Origin of the sequence: Streptomyces sp. 4F14, from assembly GCF_048159485.1 — a bacterium.
GTDB lineage: Bacteria > Actinomycetota > Actinomycetes > Streptomycetales > Streptomycetaceae > Streptomyces.
This window is the reverse complement of record NZ_JBLRVY010000027.1, coordinates 63,828-80,321: the sequence shown is the minus strand read 5'-3', so window position 1 is coordinate 80,321 and position 16,494 is coordinate 63,828. Positions and strand designations below refer to the sequence as shown.

The window sequence follows — 16,494 nt, the reverse complement described above, 5'->3', positions numbered from 1 at the left end:
CCGTGGCGCTTGTGGCTATGACGCGAACCCCCCGTTGCTCTTGAGGAGTTGGCCGTTGACCCACTGCCCCTCCGCAGAGCACAGGAAGCCGACGAGGTGCGCGGTGTCCCGCGGAGTGCCCATACGGCCCAGGGGAGTTCGCGCGAGCATCGACGCGCGGATCCCGTCGTCCATCCAACCCGTGTCCACCGGGCCGGGGTTGATCACGTTCGCCGTGATCCCGAGGTGCGCCAGCTCGTGGGCGGCGGCCTGCGTGATGCGGTCCAGGGCACCCTTGCTCGCGCCGTAGGGCAGGTTGTGCACGGTGTGGTCGCTGGTCAGGGCGACGATACGGCCCGTGCCGTACGGGGCGTCGAAGCGGCGGCCGAACTCGCGGATCAGCAGCCAGCTCGCCCGCGCGTTGACCGCGAAGTGCAGGTCGAAGCTCTCCACGCTGGTGTCGAGGATCCCCGAGTCGACGCTCTCGCAGTGGCACATCACCAGCGCGGAGACCGTGCCGAGGTGTTCCTCCACCTCGTCGAAGATCCTTGCCGGGGCCTCGGGTTCGGCGAGGTCCGCCTCGACCGCGTGCACGGCCGCGCCCCGCGCAACGAGCCCGGCCGCGATCTCCTCCGCCGCGCCCGGCTCCCGCCCCCAGGCCATCCGGTCGTCGTACGGCGTCCAGTGCGTGAACGCGATGTCCCAGCCGGAATCGGCCAGTTGAGCCGCGATCCCCGCACCGATGCCGACGGTCCGGCCGACTCCGGTGAGCAGGGCGAGCGGACGGGAGGAAGTGGTCGTCATGGCCGAGGATCGTCCGCCTGCCCGCGCGCCGCCGCAAACGCTTTTCCGTCCGTCAGCACCTCGGCCAACTCCTCGGCGAACGCCGTGAGCCGCTCCAGCTCCGGCCCGCCCCGCGCCACCCGGAACCCGTGCCGCCGCGCCCAGAACGCGGCCTGCACGGCGTGCAGTTGGGCCCACCGCCGCAGCCGCTCCCGCTCCACGCCGGCCGCCTCGCCGAAGACGTCCAGGAGCCGCAGCGCCGCCGCCCGCAGATCAGGCGCGGCCAGCAGCGAGAACGCCCGCGTCTTCAGGAAGTTGGCCCCGTCGTACCCCTGGTCGCCCGCGTACCCCTTGGGGTCCACGGCGAGCCACGGCTCGCGCTCGGCGCACAGGATGTTGCGGGCGTGCAGGTCTCCGTGGACGAGCGTGTCCGGCTGGTCCCGGCCGAGGTCCCGGACCGTGGCGTGCGCGAAGTCCAGGACACGGGCGGGGATGTGGTGTGCCAACTCCTGTGCGTCGACATGGAGTTGCTCGGCCCATTCGTCGGCGCGGTCACTGAGCCGGGGCAACTGGGCGGGCGCCGGCACCGCGAGCCGCCGGCTGAGCTGCCCGGCGACCGACGCGACGAGATCCTCGTCGGCGCCGCTCTCGCCCAGCGTCGACGACCCGACCCGCTCAAGGAGCATCGCGAACCGCGCGTCGTCCCGCTCGTACAGCAGCACGGCACCCCGCCCCGCCCAGGCGGCGAACGCGTCGGGTTCGTGCACGTTGCCGGGGTGCGGGAAGGAGACCTTCAGCACGGCGGGCGGGTGGCTCTCCGGTACCACGGGTACGACGAGCCCGACCCCGCCGAACATCAGCTCGCCGTCGACGACGCAGCCCCAGCGGTCGAGCAACCCGTCGACGATCCCGGGCAGTTCACAGATCCAGCGCTCACCGGCCGCGCCCTCACGGGCGACGGTGGTCCGGGCGAGGACTTCGGGCACCTCGATCATCCCGGCACTCTAGCCCTGAGGTCCGGGGGAAGGCCGTGGCACGGTCCGAGAAGGGCTGCCGGCAGGGCCGGGGAACGCCGTGAGCGCGGCCGGAGCGAATGCCGCCGACGTGGCCCGGGGGAATCTCGTCGGCGTGGCCCTCCGGGGAACGCCGACGGTATGACCCGGGGGAGCTTCGTCGGCGTGGCTCGGGGGAGCGCTGCCGGTATGACTCGGGGGAGCTTCGTCGGCGTGGCCCGGGGAACGCCGACGGTATGAGCCGGGGGAGCTTCGTCGGCGTGGCCCGGGGAACGCCGCCTGTACGGCCCGGGCGACCCCCTCGCGTCCGCTCACCCCTGCCGCAGCTCCACCACCAGGTCCGCGAACGCCCGCGCGGGCGGACTCAGCGTTTCCCACCGCCGCATCGCCCACCCCACGGGCAGCGGGCGCAGATCGGGCAGCGGTACGAGCCGCAACGCCCCCGCCCCGGGCACCGCCAGCCCCGGCAGCGCCGGGACGACCGCCCGCCCCACCCCGACCTCCGCGAGCAGCAGGGCCGTGTCCCAGTCGGCGACACTCGTGTCGTACGCGAACCGCACGCCCAACTCGGCGCAGGCCGCGTCCAGATGGGCGGCCGAGGTGGAGTTCGGGGGCAGCCGGATCAGCCGTACGCCGTCCAACTCCCCGGCGGACAGGGACGTATGCCGCGCGAACGCGTCGTCCTCGCGCACCGCCAGCATCCACGGCAGCTCCACCACGGGGCGCTGCTCGATGCCGCGCACCGCGGGTCCCAGCGTGATCCACGCGAGGTCGAGGGTGCCGTCCGCGAGCGCGTCGAAACTGCCGCGCCCCGAACTCACCGTACGGAATTCGAGGTTGACGTTCGGATGCCGCTCGCGGAAGGCGACGACCGCGTCCGACATGAAGTGCCGCACGGTGGTGGCGCCGGTGGCGAGCCGTACGTACCCCCGCCCGCCCTCGACGAGATCCCTCAATTCCCGTACGGCCAGGTCGAGTCCGGATATCCCGTCCCGCGCGGCCGCCTCCAGGATCCGGCCGGCCTGTGTCACCGCCACTCCCCGGGACCGCCGCTCCAGCAGTGCCACCCCGAACTCCCGCTCCAGGCGCTTCACATGCTGGCTCACGGCCGACTGGGTGCACCCCGCCTCCCGCGCCACCGCACTCAGACTCCCGGCCCGGCACACGGCCACGAACACCCGCAGATCCTCCAGCGTCATACCCCAAGCAAACCCTAAGATCCGGCGATCATTCCCAAGGATTGACTCCCCCTTGTGCCCGTACGACGATTTCCCCGGGCCCACGGCGGCAACCCGCTCCCCACCCGGGAGGGAGCGGGTGCCGACCCCTCTTCCACCGCGGAAGGCCGAACCCATGAGCCGACAGGAACTGACCGCCGTACTCACCGAGTTGGGCGCAGCCGCCATGCCTCACCCCGGCGGCACCCTCCTCACCCACCTGCACCGCGTCCACGACCGCCTGGCCGGCTGGGGAGCCCGCGACGCCCTCCAACTCGCGGGCCTGGCCCACGCGTTCTACGGCACCGACGGCTTCCCGCACCCCCTGCGCCCACCGGACCGCCGCACCGAACTCATCGACCTGATCGGCGCGGAGGCGGAGGCGGCCGTACACCTCTACGCGAGCTGCGACCGCGCGGCCACCTATCCGCACCTGACCGGCGAAGGGGCGCCCTTCCGTGACCGCTTCACCGGCCGGACCTTCCGCCCCGACGCCGGACGCCTGCGCGATTTCGCGGAGTTGACGGTCGCCAACGAACTCGACCTGGCCGCCCACGACTCGGGCTTCCGGGAGAAGTGGGGGCCCGAGCTGCTGGTCCTCTTCACCCGGTGCGAGTCGCTGCTCACCCCGGCCTGTCGGGGCGATGTGCGCGCGGTGCTGTGATCAGCGCCGGGCGATCAGGAAGGCTTGCGGCGCGCTCTCCCCGAGGTCCTCGTGCGGCTCCCGGACGGTGCGGGACAGCATCGTGAAACCGGCCTCCTTCAGCACCCCCTCCATGAACTCCGGCCTGCGGCGCAGGAAGTCGATGGCGACGGGGTGCCCCCAGGGCCGGTCGTAGTGGCGGGGGACGTCGCCGACCTGGAAGGCGAGGAGGAGGTGGCCGCCGGGGGCGAGCGCGCGGTGGAAGCCGGTGAAGAGGCGGGGGAGTTCGGCGTCGGGGGTGTGGATGGACGAGTACCAGCACATGACGCCGTCGAGCGAGCCGTCCGCGAAGGGGAGGTCGAACATCGAGCCCTGCTCGAAGCGGATGCCGGGGTTCTCGCGGCGTGCCACCGCGAGCATCGACTCCGACAGGTCGAGCCCGCGCATGTCGAGCCCGAGCCCGGCGAGCAGCCCGGTGGACCGTCCCGGCCCGCACCCGAGGTCGGCCACCTTCCCGCCGGCGCCCACCAGTTCGGCGTACACCCCGAGTACGGCCCGCTCCAGCGGCCGGGCGGCCAGCTCGTCCTGGAACCGCTCGGCGTAGTCCTCGGCGATGGTGTCGTAGAAGGTGCGGGTGGTGGTGAGGAAGTCAGTCATGGCGGGTGACCCTAACCGGGGCCACTGACAACGGCCGGAGGTTCACCCGACCCCCAACCCCCGTAGTAGTGCGGTAGTACCCGCGGCCCCCAGCACCACGACCACGAACGGCGTCTTCCGCCAGGCCAGCCCGACCCCCACCAGTACCCCCGCGGGACGGGCCCACCCCGAGAACCCGCCGCCCTCGGTCAGCGCCCCCGTGGCCAGCATGGCGACCAGCAGGACGACGGCCCCGGCGGACAGCAGCTCCTGCACCCGCGCCGGCAGCGTCACCCGGCCGTGCAGCACCGGCCCCGTCAGCCGGAAGGCGTACGTCCCGAGAGCCAGCACGAGGACTACGGCGACGGTGGCACTCACCGGGTCACCTCGGGGACGTACAGGAAGAGCCCCAGCAGAGCTACGAGGACCGGTACCCCGGCAGGGAGGTACGGGGTCGCCGCGAGGGCGAGAACCGCGCCGAGGGCGACGGGCCCGCGGACGCGGGAGTCCTTGCGGAGGGTGGGTACGACGAGGGCCGCGAGGATCGCGGGGAAGGCCGCGTCGAGCCCGTACCGTGCCGTGTCCCCGACCGCCTGTCCCGCGAGCGCGCCGAGGACGACGGACGTGTTCCACACCGCGAACAGGGCGACGCCGGACGTCCAGAACGCGGCGCGGCGGTGGGCCGGGTCGGACCGGGCGAGGGTGAAGGCGACCGTCTCGTCCGTGACCAGGTGCGCGCCGAGCAGCCGGGTGAGCCGGTGGCGGCCGATGTCCTCGGCGACGGCGAGGCTGTAGGCGACGGTCCGGGTGTTGAGGACGAGCCCGGTCGCGGCGGCGGCCAGCGGACCGCCGCCGGCCAGGAGCACGCCGACCGCGCTGAACTGGGCCGATCCCGCGTAGACGACGAGGGACATGACGATCGGCACCCAGACCGGCAGGCCGCCTGTCACGGCGATCGCGCCGAAGGAGACCCCGACGACCCCGCTGGCGAGGCAGACGAGGAGGACGTCCCGCAGCAGGGTGGGGTCGGCCTCTGATACCTGAGAGGTAACCCTCAGGGGTGTACGGCGTGGCAAACGCATGTTCTCTAAAATGAACGCAGGCCCGGCCGTTCGTCAAGGCGAACGGTCGTACTCGTACAGCGAACGGAGCGGAAGCGTGAGTGAACCCCTGGAGTGGCTCGCGGCCTCGCTGAAGCGGGAGCGCGCCCGGACCGGGCTGTCCCTGTCCGAACTGGCCAAGCGCGCGGGGATCGCGAAGTCCACGCTGTCCCAGCTGGAGGCGGCCCACGGCAACCCGGGGATGGAGACGATCTGGGCGCTGGCGGTGGCGCTCGGCGTCCCGTTCAGCGTGCTCGTCGAGCCGCCCTCGCCGCCCGTCCAGGTCATCCGTGCGGGGGACGGGCCCACGGTCCACTCCGAGCAGTCCAGTTATCTCGCGACGCTGTTGTCCGCGAGTCCTCCGGGAGCACGCCGGGACATTTACTACGTATGGCTGGAACCGGGCACGGCACGCGAATCCGAACCGCATATTCCCGGCACTGTGGAACACATCGTGGTCGCCGAGGGAAGGGTGAAAGCGGGGCCGCGCGGAGAAGGCGTGGAGGTCGGTCCGGGGGATTATCTGTCGTATCGCGGAGATGTGGCGCACACCTACGAGGCGACGGCGCCCGGAACGAAGTTCGTGCTCGTCATGCAGCACACGTGAACGGGAAATGAATTCCGAAAGGCAGGAGCCCCGTCGCCGAACGGCGCGGGGCTCCTTGGGTGGTGCTCTCAGACTGCGATCACGCTGCCGGTTCCGGCAGTCGCCCGGACGATCAGACCGGGGTGACGTTCTCCGCCTGCGGGCCCTTCGGGCCCTGGGTCACGTCGAAGGAAACCTGCTGGTTCTCCTCGAGGGAACGGAAACCCGTGGCGTTGATCGCGGAGTAGTGGACGAAGACGTCGGGGCCGCCGCCTTCCTGGGCGATGAAACCAAAGCCCTTTTCGGCGTTGAACCACTTCACGGTTCCGGTAGCCATAAGCCCTCCTTGGGCTCAAAGGGTCGCCCTGCTCCAGAACCTGCAAGTGTGAAAACAGTGCTGCACAACTGCAAACTTCCGAAAACGTCGAGAGCCCGCGGTCACATGCTCCGCAGGCTCTGTACTGCAAGGGAAACCAAACTGCAACTTGCGGCGAGCCTAGCACGCAGGCAGCCGAAGGCGATAGAGGTCAAGATCACGTCACTCGGAGGTTTGAAACACCCGAGCAATGGGTTGACGCCGGGGGAGGGAGGGGGTGACTCAGCAGCGTACCGGACCGGGGTCTAGCCTCGCGATGTGGACAATTCTCGCACCCGGCCGCGCGTCGGCCACATCCAGTTCCTCAACTGCCTGCCCCTGTACTGGGGGCTCGCGAGAACGGGCACGCTGCTCGATCTTGAGCTGACCAAGGACACCCCGGAGAAGCTCAGCGAGCGGCTCGTGCAGGGTGACCTCGACATCGGCCCGGTCACCCTCGTCGAGTTCCTGCGCAACGCCGACGACCTGGTGGCCTTCCCCGACATCGCGGTCGGCTGCGACGGGCCCGTCATGTCCTGCGTGATCGTCTCGCAGGTCCCCCTCGACCGGCTGGACGGCGCCCGCGTCGCCCTCGGCTCGACCTCCCGCACCTCTGTGCGGCTCGCCCAGCTCCTGCTCGCCGAGCGGTACGGGGTCACCCCCGAGTACTACACCTGCCCCCCCGACCTGAGTCTGATGATGCAGGAGGCCGAGGCCGCCGTCCTCATCGGGGACGCCGCCCTGCGCGCCAACCTCCTCGACGGCCCGCGCTACGGTCTCCAGGTCCACGACCTCGGCACGCTGTGGAAGGAGTGGACCGGCCTCCCCTTCGTCTTCGCCGTCTGGGCCGCCCGCCGGGACTACCTCGACCGTGAGCCCGCGCTCACCCGCGAGGTCCACCGCGCCTTCCTCGCCTCCCGCAACCTCTCCCTCGACGAGGTCGGCAAGGTCGCCGAACAGGCCGCCCGCTGGGAGGAGTTCGACGAAGAGATCCTGGAGCGGTACTTCACCACCCTCGACTTCCGCTTCGGCGCACCCCAGTTGGAGGCGGTCGCGGAGTTCGCCCGCCGGGTCGGCCCGACGACGGGCTTCCCGGCGGACGTGAAGGTGGACCTCCTGACCCCCTGAGAGCCCGGCTCAGCGCCGCCCGAGCCACTGCTCCTCGTCCAGCAACTTCCGCAGCCGGGGCGAGAGTTCGGGTACGGCGGCCCCCGCGGCCTGCGCCCGCGCGACCGTCTCGACGTACGCCAGCGCCTCCCGGCGCAGCCGCTCCTTCTCCTTGCCCTGCCGGCTTCCGGCCAGCCAGACCCAGACCGCGAGGGGGAGGAGGACCAGGGCGAGATAGCCGAGGGTCACGCCCTGCCACCAGCCGTAGGCGGCGCCGATCAGGGCGGCTATGACGCACGCGCAGCCGGCCTCGTCGTGCCAGCCGCCCTGGTCGGCGATCTTCTCGTAGGCGGCGACGGAGCCGGGGACCGGCGGGACGGTGCGGGAGGCGCGGGCGGCGTAGGGGTTCGGGGTGCCGGGCGGCTGGTAACCATAGGGGCCCGCGGCGGCCTGGGGGTGAGGAGCGTACGGCCCGGAGGCGTACGGTCCCGCTGGAGTACTAGGGGTATGAGAGGGTTCGCCACCCGTCGGCCGGTACCTCGGCACCGGGACCGTGGGCTTGGTACCCCCGTACTCCGACCGCCCCTCCAGCCAGGCGGGTACATGCGTCACGGGTAGCCCCCGCGACCGGGCGACGCCGAGGACATGCCGGTAGCCGACCAGTGCCGGATGCCCCAACTCCCGCTTCCAGCGGGCCCGGACGGCGGTCAGGCAGCCGATCCCGAGGGCCAGGACCGGCGCGGCCGGGCCGTAGGCGAGCGCCGGGCTGTCCGCGAGCGCCGGGACCTCCGGGCCGATGAACGGCCACACCCCGCCGACCAGCAGCGCGAGCCCGCCGAGCCAGACGAGCGGCCCCCGCTGGCTCCAGTGCAGCGCCTCCCGCCGCTCCTCGAACATCGCGGCCACGGCCCGGTCGTCCGTGTAGTCCACGCCGTACTGCGCGCTGATGGTCCGCACCGACGCGAGCACGGTCGGCTCGGAGGCCAGGGTGGCTCCGTTGATCGGGAGAAGGTCCATCTCGGGATCATGACACGGGAGTTGTCGGGCTCTTCCGGGGGAAGCGTGGGGAGTCACGGCCCGGTCGTGGGGGAGGATCGGTCCGTGGTGAGCGAGTTGTGGACGACGGCCGGCGCGGCGGTGTGGGGCGCCCTGGCGGGCGGACTGCTGCCCCGGGCGGCGTACCGGTTCTCCGTCCCCCTCAAGGACGACCCGGAGGACGACGCGAGCGCCGAGGCCGAGGGGTGGCGGCGGGAGTGCCCCTCAGGCCACCCCCTGCGCGGCTGGCTGGGACCGGCACGGTGCGCGACCTGCGGCCCCTACGACTCACCCCGTACCCCCTACGTATTACTCACCGCCCTCCTCGCCGTCCTCCTCGCCCTGGCCACCGGCCCCCGCCCCGAACTCGCCGCCTGGCTCCTGCTCGCCCCCGTCTGGGTGCTCGCGGCGGCGGTCGACGTACGGGTACGACGGCTGCCGGACCCCCTGACCTGGGGGCTCGGGGCAGCCGCACCCGCCCTGCTGGGCGTCGCCGCGCTGGTCCCGGAGCACGCCGGGCAGTGGACGACCGCGCTGCTCGGGGCCGTCGCCCTCGGGGCCGCGATCCTGGTCCTGCACCTGCTCAACCCGGCGGGGATGGGGTACGGGGACGCGAAACTGGCGGTCGGACTCGGGGCCGTACTGGGGTGGTACGGGTGGGACACCGTCCTGCTCGGGGCGTTCGCCGGGTTCGCCCTGGGAGCCGTCTACGGGGGAGTGGCCGCCGTGGTCCTCAGGTCGGGGAGGGGTACGACCATCGCGTTCGGGCCGTTCCTGATCGGCGGGGCGGTCCTGGGAGTCCTGGTGGGAGCCTGGACGGCCTGACCGTAGTCCCCTCATACCTCTGGCGTACGCTGGACCGGTCCGTCCACAACCCTTACGAAAGGGACGCCCGGTGACCGAGAAGGCCGACCTCCAGCCCGTCCTCGACCGTGCCGCAGCCGGTGGGCGGATCACCCCCGAGGAGGCGCTCGACCTCTACCGGGACGCCCCCCTGCACGCGCTCGGCGCCGCCGCCGACGCCGTACGCCGCAAGAGGTACGCGGGTACCGAGCACATCGCGACGTACATCATCGAGCGGAACATCAACTACACGAACGTGTGCGTCACGGCGTGCAAGTTCTGCGCGTTCTACGCCCCGCCCACGGCCAAGGACAAGGGCTGGACCCGCGATCTGGACGACATCCTGCGCCGGTGCGCGGAGACCGTCGAGCTCGGCGGGACGCAGATCATGTTCCAGGGCGGGCACCACCCGGACTACGGGGTGGAGTACTACGAGAAGCACTTCGCCGCCATCAAGAAGGACTTCCCCCAGCTGGTGATCCACTCGCTGGGCGCGTCCGAGGTCGAGCACATGGCCCGGATCTCCAAGGTGAGCGTCGAGGAGGCGATCCAGCGCATTCACGCCGCCGGCCTCGACTCCTTCGCGGGCGCCGGTGCGGAGCTGCTCCCCGAGCGCCCCCGCAAGGCCATCGCGCCCCTCAAGGAGTCCGGCGAACGCTGGCTGGAGATCATGGAGACCGCGCACAACCTGGGCGTGGAGTCCACCTCCACCATGCTGATGGGCACCGGCGAGACCAACGCCGAACGCATCGAGCACCTGCGGATGATCCGTGACGTCCAGGACCGCACCGGCGGCTTCCGGGCCTTCATCCCGTACCTCTACCAGCCGATGAACAACCACCTGAAGGGCCGCACGCAGGCCACGATCTTCGAGTACCTGCGGATGATCGCGATCTCCCGCCTCTTCATGGACAACATCGCCCACATCCAGGGGTCCTGGCTCACCACCGGCCAGGACGCGGGCCAACTCACCCTGCACTACGGGGCGGACGACCTCGGCTCGGTCATGCTGGAGGAGAACGTCGTCTCCGCGGCCGGCGCCAAGCACCGCTCCAACCTCCAGGAAATGATCGACATGATCCGTACGGCGGGCCGCGTCCCCGCCCAACGCGCCACGACGTACGAGCACTTGGTCGTCCACGACGACCCGGCGAACGACCCGGTCGACGCGCGCGTCATGTCCCACATCTCCTCCACGGCGATCGAAGGCGGCACGGCCCACCCCGAGTTGAAGATCCTGGCCTCCAACTAGGCGTACGGTGCTGACGATTCACACCGCGCCCCTGCTGCTTCCGGCGGGGGCGCTCCCGATCGAGAACGGCGCGGTCGCGGTGAACGGCGACCGCGTCACGGCCTTCGGCGTGTACGACGACGTCGTGGCCGCCGCCCCGGGTGCGCGGGTCCGCCGCTGGCCCGGCACCCTCACCCCCGGCCTGCGCCAGTGGCACCCCCTGTGGCTGCTGCGCCGCTGCTACCACCCCGACCCGCGCGAGGCTGGCGAACTGGGCGAACTCCCCCTCTGGGGCGAGGAGTTGGCCGCCCTGGATCTGCTGGAGTCCCGCTGGTCCGGCAGCGTGCGGCGTGGCATTCAGCGGATGCTGGCGCACGGTACGACGGCCGTCGCGGCGCCCGGCGCCCGCTTCACCGACCCCCTCGTGGCCCCGGCGATCGCCCGCTCGGGCCTGACGGTCGTCTCCGTCGAGGGGGCTCCCGGCCCGCTGCTCGGCGAGCGCCCCGACCTCGACCCGTTCGCCGAGGGCTACGACCTTCCCGGCACCGTCCACGCGCCCCTGACCGTCGGCGGACGGGCCGACCTCGCGGCGTTCGACGTCCCCGACGAAGCCGCCCTCACCGCGAAGGGCGCCGCCACCTGCGTGGCCACCGTCGTCAACGGGCGTCTGCTGTACCGGAGTCGGTGAACCCCGGCCGCGTCACCCCGCGAGTGCCTTGCCGAACTCACCCGAACTCTGCTCCACCCCGCTGCAGTTGGTCGCCGCGTCGTCCTGGTCCGAGGCGCCCGACGCGCACTGCTGGTCGCGGAACGTGGACCACATCGACACCCACGCGATCCCCTTCTCCTCGGCGAACGACCGGAGTTGGGCCGCGTCGGCGAGGGTGAACGTCTCGTTCGCGATGTCGTTGACGCCGATCATCGAGGTGAGGGCCAGACCGCGCCAGGCGGACTCGTCGGTGGTGCCGAAGACGGACTTCAGCTGGGTGTGCGCGGCCGTCGCGGAGGTGACCGCGTAGTCGCCCATGTCCCCGGTCCAGGTCTCGCCGTAGTTCATGGTCATGATGTTGACGGTGGCCACCTGGACGTCGTACTTGTTCGCGGAGGCGAGCAGCGCGAGGCCGTCGGCGTCGAGGCCCGAGGGCATCACCGGCAGGGTGAAGGAGACCTCCAACTCGGGGCGCTCCTTCTGGAGTCGGGCGACAGCCCGGGAGCGCAGGGCGACCGAGGCGCTGTCGGTGAGGGTGGTGCCCTCGATGTCGAAGTCGGCCTGCGTCGAACCCGCCGCGTCCAGCGCCGCCCCGTACGCGGCCGCCAGCTCCGAGGCGCTGGAGCAGACCGTCGCCAGCTCCTTGCCGGAGGCCCCGCCGAAGGAGACCCGCACGCTCGCACCGGAGGCGGTCAGCTTCGCGATCCGGGACTTCACCGCCGTATCCGTGACGGCCGTCGTCCCGTTCCACTTCGCCGTGCACGCGCTGCCGTCGGAGATCACGAACGCCAGGTTGTACGTCGCCGGGGAGCCCGCCGCGTCGTTGGCGGACGCCTCCGTAGCACTCACGTAGGGGGCGTACCCCGTGGTGGCGGGCGTAGGGGTAGGGGATACCGAGGGACTAGGTGAGGAGACCGGTTCCGCCGCACCTGCCGCCGCGTCCGACGGCGTACCGGAGTCGGACGAGCAGCCCGCCACGGCCAGCGCGCACAGACAGGTCAGTCCGGACAGCGGCACCAGGAAACTCCGCATCGCGTGAACACCCACTTTCGTGATTTCCGCCTCGGGGAAGAGAGCGGCGCCGAAACAGGGAGGGTTTCCGGCGGAACGGTCAACCCTGCCGTGCCGGACGGGCCCCGCGCAGTCGTTTCCCTTTTCTCTCAGGAAAAGGACAGGTTCGGACGTTTCTCATGGGTCTCTCACACGGAAGACAGAGTTTGGTCCACATAAACGCTCCTTAATGTCCGGGGAATGCAATCCGAGCCCGCCACCGAAAGCCGTGCGGCCACTCGCGGCCGGCGACGCAGACGCGGCGCCGCCTCCGCCGAGGGACCCGTGTTCGTCGACAGCTCCGGACGCAGGTCCAAGGCGCTGCGCCGGATCGGCCTCCTCGTCGGCGTCTGCTGCCTCGCCTACGCCGTGATCCTCGGCGCCGCCTTCATGGGCTGGGGCTCCGCGCTGACCCCGTCCTCCCTGCTGCCCTTCGGCCGGGGCGGCGGCCAGGGCCAGGGCCCCGGCGGACTCGGCCCCGAGGGCGGCCGGGGCAACCAGGTCGGCGCCCCGGCCGGTGCCCCGACCGGTGCTCCCACGGGCGTACCCACAGGCTCCCCGCCCGCGCTGCCCCCGGGGGTCAGCCCGACGGCCGTCCCGTCCCCGTCCGCGTCCCCGTCCGCCTCGGCCGGCTGACCGGACCCGGTCGTCCGGCCCAACTGTGGCCGGTCGGCCCGCAGTTGGCGAACTGGCCGCAGAAACCCGGGAGTTCAGGGCGACAGACCGGAACGGACCGGAACCGAACGGAACGCAGAGGCACCACCACATGGCTACGACGACGTCCCCCCGCGGCCGCCGCCGCGCCCCCTCCCGCATCGGCCGGGCGGCGGGCAAGGCGGCGGCGCTCCAGAAACCGAGGGTCATCCTCGCGCTGCTGCTCCTGCTCGCGCTGACCAGCGTGATGCTCCTCGACGGCTATCTGCGCGCCGAGGTCGGCGGCGACGAGCGGGTGCGGACCGGCGCCAGCTCCGACAAGGTGCCCGACAAGGTCCTCGACGGCGGGCCGATCCTCACCTTCCGCGGCGGCCAGGCCACCACGGTCTCCGTCCCCGCCAGGACGATCGCGCTGACCTTCGACGACGGGCCCAACCCGACCTGGACGCCCCAGGTTCTGGAGATCCTCCGGAAGTACGACATACCCGCGACGTTCTTCCTGGTCGGCTCGATGGTGTCGCGCTATCCCGGCATCGTGAAGGACATGGTCGACGACGGGAACGAGGTCGGTATCCACACCTTCACCCACGTCGACCTCTCCTATCAGTCCGACGCCCGCGTCGATCGCGAGATGCAGCAGACCCAGTTGGCGCTGGCCGGTGCCGCCGGTATCACCACGACCCTTTTCCGGGCGCCCTATTCCTCCGAGACCGACGCCATCGACAACTACAGCTGGCCCGTCTACCAGAAACTCGGAGAAGACGGTTACACCAGCGTTTTCGTCGACACCGACTCCGACGACTGGAAGAAGCCGGGCGTCTCGAAGATCATCCAGTGGGCGACGCCGGAGGACGGGAAAGGCGCGTCGGTCCTCTTCCACGACGCGGGCGGCGAACGGTCCCAGACCATCGCCGCGCTGCCGCAGTACATCGAGCGGATGCGGGCCAAGGGGTACACGTTCACGACGATCAGCGGGGTACTGGAGAAGGAGAACGGGGGCGGGGGAGGGGGCGCGAGTGCTACGGGTACTACGGGTACTGCGCCCCCCTCGGGTACTACTCCCGTCGGCGATACCGCCAGCCCCCTCCAGGCCGCCCACCGCGAGGCCACCGGCGTCACCCTCTACGAGGGCAAGGCCCTCATCGCCGCCGTCACGCTCGCCGAATGGACCGTGCCCACGCTCTCCGCCGGCCTCATGATCGTAGGCGTCGCGGTCATGGGCCGGTTCGGGATGATGCTCGTGCTCGCGCGGCGGCACTACCGCAAACGCAACAGGCGCAGGTTCAGTTGGGGGCCCGAGGTCACCCGGCGGATCAGTGTGATCGTCCCCGCGTACAACGAGAAGGAGTGCATCGCCAACACCCTGGAGTCGCTGGCCCAGAGCACGCACCCGATCGAGGTCATCGTCGTCGACGACGGTTCCACGGACGGGACTTCGGAGATCGCCCGCGAGGCCGCGACCCGGCTCGGCATGGACAACGTACGCGTCATCCGGCAGGAGAACGCGGGGAAACCGGCGGCCCTCAACAACGGGGTGCGCAGCGCGAGTTGCGACATCGTCGTCATGATGGACGGGGACACGGTCTTCGAGCCGGACGCCGTGCACCAGTTGGTCCAGCCGTTCGCCGACCCCGGGGTCGGGGCGGTCGCCGGGAACGCGAAGGTCGGGAACCGGAACACGGTCATCGGGGCCTGGCAGCACATCGAGTACGTGATGGGCTTCAACCTCGACCGGCGGATGTACGACCTGCTGCGCTGCATGCCGACGATCCCCGGCGCGATCGGGGCGTTCCGGCGGGACGCGGTGCTCCAGGTCGGCGGGATGAGCGAGGACACCCTCGCCGAGGACACGGACATCACCATCGCCATGCACCGGGCGGGCTGGCAGGTCGTCTACCAGGAGCACGCCAGGGCCTGGACCGAGGCGCCCGGCTCGCTCAAGCAGCTCTGGTCGCAGCGGTACCGGTGGTCCTACGGGACCATGCAGGCGCTGTGGAAGCACCGCAAGTCCCTGACGGACAAGGGGCCTTCGGGCCGCTTCGGGCGGGTCGGCATGCCACTGGTCGTCCTCTTCCAGATCGTCACGCCCGTCTTCGCGCCCCTCATCGACGTGTTCACCGTCTACTCGATGATCTTCGTCGACCTCCGGGCCGCCCTGCTCGCCTGGTTCGCCGTCCTCGGGGTCCAACTCCTGTGCGCGGCCTACGCGTTCCGGCTCGACCGGGAGCAGTACCGCTACCTGTGGATGATGCCGCTCCAGCAGCTCGCCTACCGGCAGATGATGTACCTCGTCCTCATCCACTCCTGCATCACCGCGCTGACCGGCGGCCGGCTGCGCTGGCAGAAACTGAAGCGGACCGGCGAGGTCGGGACCCCGGCGGGGGCGAGCTGATGGGGGCGCACCGCAAGGGGGGTTCCGTCGGGGCGGTCACGGAAGCGATGCCGCGGCGAGGTGCCGACGAAGGTGAGGTCGGACTCCAACACCCGCCCAGAGACCGGTACTTCGACACCCTCAGGGCCGTCGCGCTCGTCCGTGTCGTCGCCTACCACACCTTCGGCTGGGCCTGGGCCGGGATGGTCTTCCCCTCCATGGGGATCATGTTCGGGCTGGCCGGGACCCTCATGGCGAAGTCGCTTGAGCGGCCCGCGCTGAAGGTCGTCAAGAGCCGGCTGCGGAGGCTGTTGCCGCCGTTCTGGTTCTGGGGCGTCTTCGTGGTCCTCGCGATGCTCGTCCACGACTGGATGCCGGGCTGGCAGATCGTCTTCTGGGTCGTACCTCTGGGGGACCCGCCGGGCAACGCCTGGGGCGAGCAGGCGTGGGAGATCCTCTGGTACCTGCGGACGTACCTGTGGTTCGTCCTCCTCTCGCCGGTCCTCCTCAAGGTGTTCCGGCTCGCCCCCGTCGCCGTCCTGCTCTCCGCCCTCGCGCCGATCCTCGTCCTCCACTTCCTGTGGGAGCCACCGGACGACCGCTTCGGCAACGCGCTGACCGACCTCGCGACGTTCCTGTTCTGCTGGGTCCTCGGGTTCGCGCACCGGGACGGGGTACTACGCCGGCTACGACCGCTCGCCGTGATCGTGCTGTCGCTGGCCGCGATCGGGTTCGGGGGCTGGTACGCCCTCACCCATCAGGGGGAGACCGGGTCGTACGACCTCGACGATATACCCCTCGCGCAGGCGTTCTGGTCCGCCGGGTACGTCACTCTCCTGATGTACGCCAAGTCGTACTTCGGGGTCGACCTCGCGGGGCTCGCTAGGCACCGGCGGCTCGACCGGGTCGTCACCGTCTTCAACGCCCGCGCGGTGACGATCTACCTGTGGCACGAGATCGCGCTCATCCTCGCGGTGCCGCTGATCGACCGGTTCTGGGACATCCCCGCGTTCGAGAAGTGGCTCCCTCTGGAGAGCCAGTGGTTCATGTTCGGGGTCGGGTGGGCGCTGATCGTCGTGTTCGTGCTGCTGTGCGGGTGGGTGGAGGACGTGGCGGGGAAGAAACGGCCGCGGCTGCTGCCTTGAGGTCCCTGCCGTAGCTCTTCGGGGGGAGGCTGCAAGA

18 protein-coding genes are annotated in these 16,494 nt (G+C 71.1%); 9 read left to right on the top strand and 9 right to left on the bottom strand.

What is annotated here, in order from left to right:
- Positions 1-15: 15 nt before the first annotated feature.
- The 3 genes from ACLZOT_RS36590 to ACLZOT_RS36580 all read right to left on the bottom strand — a co-directional run bounded on the left by ACLZOT_RS36590 (position 16) and on the right by ACLZOT_RS36580 (position 2,974).
- Positions 16-783 carry an SDR family oxidoreductase gene (locus tag ACLZOT_RS36590; protein ID WP_416973464.1) on the bottom strand — a complete coding sequence of 256 codons (768 nt, stop codon included), beginning with the start codon at positions 781-783 and terminating at the stop codon, positions 16-18.
- Entirely contained in the window at positions 780-1,757 is a 978-nt protein-coding gene (locus ACLZOT_RS36585; RefSeq protein ID WP_416973463.1) for an aminoglycoside phosphotransferase family protein, read from the bottom strand. The genes ACLZOT_RS36590 and ACLZOT_RS36585 overlap by 4 nt, the downstream gene beginning before the upstream one ends.
- Positions 1,758-2,086: 329 nt before the next feature.
- Complete coding sequence (locus ACLZOT_RS36580; protein WP_416973462.1) at positions 2,087-2,974, bottom strand: LysR family transcriptional regulator; 888 nt, start codon at positions 2,972-2,974, stop codon at positions 2,087-2,089.
- 154 nt (positions 2,975-3,128) lie between these two features.
- On the opposite strand from ACLZOT_RS36580, the gene ACLZOT_RS36575 reads away from it, so the two are divergent.
- Positions 3,129-3,656 carry a DUF6817 domain-containing protein gene (locus ACLZOT_RS36575; protein ID WP_416973461.1) on the top strand — a complete coding sequence of 176 codons (528 nt, stop codon included), beginning with the start codon at positions 3,129-3,131 and terminating at the stop codon, positions 3,654-3,656.
- Here the strand turns inward: ACLZOT_RS36575 and ACLZOT_RS36570 are convergent, their stop codons facing one another.
- From ACLZOT_RS36570 to ACLZOT_RS36560, 3 genes are read right to left on the bottom strand one after another with little or no spacing between them, the layout of a single operon-like run.
- Positions 3,657-4,292, bottom strand: a complete 636-nt coding sequence (locus ACLZOT_RS36570; RefSeq protein WP_416973460.1) for a class I SAM-dependent DNA methyltransferase — start codon at positions 4,290-4,292, stop codon at positions 3,657-3,659.
- Between the two features lie 42 nt (positions 4,293-4,334).
- Positions 4,335-4,649: an AzlD domain-containing protein gene (locus ACLZOT_RS36565; RefSeq protein WP_416973459.1), complete on the bottom strand. Its 315-nt coding sequence runs from the start codon at positions 4,647-4,649 to the stop codon at positions 4,335-4,337.
- Positions 4,646-5,353 carry an AzlC family ABC transporter permease gene (locus tag ACLZOT_RS36560; protein ID WP_416973458.1) on the bottom strand — a complete coding sequence of 236 codons (708 nt, stop codon included), beginning with the start codon at positions 5,351-5,353 and terminating at the stop codon, positions 4,646-4,648. Before ACLZOT_RS36560 ends, ACLZOT_RS36565 begins: the two co-directional genes overlap by 4 nt.
- A 76-nt stretch (positions 5,354-5,429) precedes the next feature.
- On the opposite strand from ACLZOT_RS36560, the gene ACLZOT_RS36555 reads away from it, so the two are divergent.
- Positions 5,430-5,978, top strand: coding sequence for a helix-turn-helix domain-containing protein (locus ACLZOT_RS36555; RefSeq protein WP_416973457.1), 549 nt, complete (start codon positions 5,430-5,432; stop codon positions 5,976-5,978).
- A gap of 112 nt (positions 5,979-6,090) precedes the next feature.
- Here the strand turns inward: ACLZOT_RS36555 and ACLZOT_RS36550 are convergent, their stop codons facing one another.
- Complete coding sequence (locus ACLZOT_RS36550) at positions 6,091-6,294, bottom strand: cold-shock protein (protein ID WP_004984723.1); 204 nt, start codon at positions 6,292-6,294, stop codon at positions 6,091-6,093.
- A gap of 297 nt (positions 6,295-6,591) precedes the next feature.
- Between ACLZOT_RS36550 and ACLZOT_RS36545 the strand changes: the two genes are divergently transcribed.
- Positions 6,592-7,440: a menaquinone biosynthetic enzyme MqnA/MqnD family protein gene (locus ACLZOT_RS36545; protein ID WP_416973456.1), complete on the top strand. Its 849-nt coding sequence runs from the start codon at positions 6,592-6,594 to the stop codon at positions 7,438-7,440.
- A 9-nt stretch (positions 7,441-7,449) separates the two neighbouring features.
- Here ACLZOT_RS36545 and ACLZOT_RS36540 read toward each other — a convergent pair whose 3' ends face one another.
- A complete protein-coding gene (locus ACLZOT_RS36540) occupies positions 7,450-8,436 on the bottom strand; it encodes a DUF3824 domain-containing protein (protein ID WP_416973455.1) in 987 nt (328 codons plus the stop codon).
- An 87-nt stretch (positions 8,437-8,523) separates the two neighbouring features.
- Between ACLZOT_RS36540 and ACLZOT_RS36535 the strand changes: the two genes are divergently transcribed.
- From ACLZOT_RS36535 to ACLZOT_RS36525, 3 genes are all read left to right on the top strand, one after another.
- On the top strand, positions 8,524-9,279 hold the full coding sequence (locus tag ACLZOT_RS36535) for a prepilin peptidase (protein ID WP_416973544.1): 756 nt from the start codon (positions 8,524-8,526) through the stop codon (positions 9,277-9,279).
- A gap of 70 nt (positions 9,280-9,349) precedes the next feature.
- A complete protein-coding gene (mqnC, locus tag ACLZOT_RS36530) occupies positions 9,350-10,549 on the top strand; it encodes a cyclic dehypoxanthinyl futalosine synthase (protein ID WP_416973454.1) in 1,200 nt (399 codons plus the stop codon).
- A 7-nt stretch (positions 10,550-10,556) separates the two neighbouring features.
- Positions 10,557-11,216, top strand: a complete 660-nt coding sequence (locus ACLZOT_RS36525; protein ID WP_416973453.1) for a hypothetical protein — start codon at positions 10,557-10,559, stop codon at positions 11,214-11,216.
- 12 nt (positions 11,217-11,228) lie between these two features.
- Here the strand turns inward: ACLZOT_RS36525 and ACLZOT_RS36520 are convergent, their stop codons facing one another.
- The gene (locus ACLZOT_RS36520; protein ID WP_416973452.1) at positions 11,229-12,269 is read right to left on the bottom strand and encodes a chitinase; all 1,041 of its coding nucleotides are present in this window, start codon (positions 12,267-12,269) and stop codon (positions 11,229-11,231) included.
- A 219-nt stretch (positions 12,270-12,488) separates the two neighbouring features.
- Between ACLZOT_RS36520 and ACLZOT_RS36515 the strand changes: the two genes are divergently transcribed.
- From ACLZOT_RS36515 to ACLZOT_RS36505, 3 genes are all read left to right on the top strand, one after another.
- Positions 12,489-12,923 carry a hypothetical protein gene (locus ACLZOT_RS36515; protein WP_416973451.1) on the top strand — a complete coding sequence of 145 codons (435 nt, stop codon included), beginning with the start codon at positions 12,489-12,491 and terminating at the stop codon, positions 12,921-12,923.
- A gap of 130 nt (positions 12,924-13,053) precedes the next feature.
- A complete protein-coding gene (locus tag ACLZOT_RS36510; protein ID WP_416973450.1) occupies positions 13,054-15,333 on the top strand; it encodes a bifunctional polysaccharide deacetylase/glycosyltransferase family 2 protein in 2,280 nt (759 codons plus the stop codon).
- A gap of 47 nt (positions 15,334-15,380) precedes the next feature.
- Entirely contained in the window at positions 15,381-16,457 is a 1,077-nt protein-coding gene (locus tag ACLZOT_RS36505; protein ID WP_416973449.1) for an acyltransferase family protein, read from the top strand.
- Positions 16,458-16,494: the final 37 nt, after the last annotated feature.

What these genes read in the sequence shown, in the direction of transcription:
- ACLZOT_RS36590 (WP_416973464.1), bottom strand. Translation starts at nt 783, where the DNA reads ATGACGACCACTTCCTCCCGTCCGCTCGCCCTGCTCACCGGAGTCGGC.
- ACLZOT_RS36585 (WP_416973463.1), bottom strand. Translation starts at nt 1,757, where the DNA reads ATGATCGAGGTGCCCGAAGTCCTCGCCCGGACCACCGTCGCCCGTGAG.
- ACLZOT_RS36580 (WP_416973462.1), bottom strand. Translation starts at nt 2,974, where the DNA reads ATGACGCTGGAGGATCTGCGGGTGTTCGTGGCCGTGTGCCGGGCCGGG.
- ACLZOT_RS36575 (WP_416973461.1), top strand. Translation starts at nt 3,129, where the DNA reads ATGAGCCGACAGGAACTGACCGCCGTACTCACCGAGTTGGGCGCAGCC.
- ACLZOT_RS36570 (WP_416973460.1), bottom strand. Translation starts at nt 4,292, where the DNA reads ATGACTGACTTCCTCACCACCACCCGCACCTTCTACGACACCATCGCC.
- ACLZOT_RS36560 (WP_416973458.1), bottom strand. Translation starts at nt 5,353, where the DNA reads ATGCGTTTGCCACGCCGTACACCCCTGAGGGTTACCTCTCAGGTATCA.
- ACLZOT_RS36550 (WP_004984723.1), bottom strand. Translation starts at nt 6,294, where the DNA reads ATGGCTACCGGAACCGTGAAGTGGTTCAACGCCGAAAAGGGCTTTGGT.
- ACLZOT_RS36540 (WP_416973455.1), bottom strand. Translation starts at nt 8,436, where the DNA reads ATGGACCTTCTCCCGATCAACGGAGCCACCCTGGCCTCCGAGCCGACC.
- ACLZOT_RS36520 (WP_416973452.1), bottom strand. Translation starts at nt 12,269, where the DNA reads ATGCGGAGTTTCCTGGTGCCGCTGTCCGGACTGACCTGTCTGTGCGCG.
- ACLZOT_RS36515 (WP_416973451.1), top strand. Translation starts at nt 12,489, where the DNA reads ATGCAATCCGAGCCCGCCACCGAAAGCCGTGCGGCCACTCGCGGCCGG.
- ACLZOT_RS36510 (WP_416973450.1), top strand. Translation starts at nt 13,054, where the DNA reads ATGGCTACGACGACGTCCCCCCGCGGCCGCCGCCGCGCCCCCTCCCGC.
- ACLZOT_RS36505 (WP_416973449.1), top strand. Translation starts at nt 15,381, where the DNA reads ATGCCGCGGCGAGGTGCCGACGAAGGTGAGGTCGGACTCCAACACCCG.